Raw genomic sequence first — 707 nt, 5'->3', positions numbered from 1 at the left:
ATCCTTTCGTGTGGCAAATAGAATTCTACAATACATAACACAAAAATACTTTGATTTCAGGATATCTGGCGTTTATATAGCTATTAACTATAAGATTCATATACCACTACTTTATCAACTAACCCCTTACAACCTGCATAATCCATAGCACTGCTATAGATATAATCCTCTGGTCTGTACACCAAACCCGCTTCAACTGGATTATTATGAACATAACTTATTTTTTGCTTGATAACTTTATTACTCCACAGTTCTATAGGTTTATTATCGTGTCTCCAAAACTGATATCCCGAAACATTAGAAGACCGTTGAGCTTCACTTTTAAAAAAATCCAACAAAAATTCTCTTCTACTCTCACTGTAATTTTCCTTAATCGCCTTTACAATTGACTTACTAGTAAAACGCTTCAAATCACCAATTAACAATTCTGGACGCTGTCCCTTTACACTTCTGAAAATCAGATGGACATGACTTGTCATGATACACCATGCATGTAATTCTAATCCTTTTTCTCGCTGACAATAGACTAAACTCTCTATAAATAAATTCTTATACTCATTCCGAGTAAAAACATCAAGCCAACCCACTACAGCAAAACTTACAAAGTATAAACCCTCAGGATTACAAAATTTATAATTTCTACTCATTTTGATTGTTTTATTCCTCTGAATAAAAATAGAGAAAAATCTTTCATAAACACAAAACGC

General features: G+C 32.5%; 1 protein-coding gene. It reads right to left on the bottom strand.

Annotation, left to right across the window (positions count from 1 at the left end):
* Positions 1-83: 83 nt before the first annotated feature.
* Positions 84-647, bottom strand: coding sequence for a transposase (locus KO524_RS15160; RefSeq protein ID WP_219295073.1), 564 nt, complete (start codon positions 645-647; stop codon positions 84-86).
* Positions 648-707 lie beyond the last annotated feature (60 nt).

Origin of the sequence: Flavobacterium sp. NKUCC04_CG, from assembly GCF_019345525.1 — a bacterium.
GTDB lineage: Bacteria > Bacteroidota > Bacteroidia > Flavobacteriales > Flavobacteriaceae > Flavobacterium.
This window is presented reverse-complemented; position numbering and strand designations above follow the sequence as displayed.

What these genes read in the sequence shown, in the direction of transcription:
- KO524_RS15160 (WP_219295073.1), bottom strand. Translation starts at nt 647, where the DNA reads ATGAGTAGAAATTATAAATTTTGTAATCCTGAGGGTTTATACTTTGTA.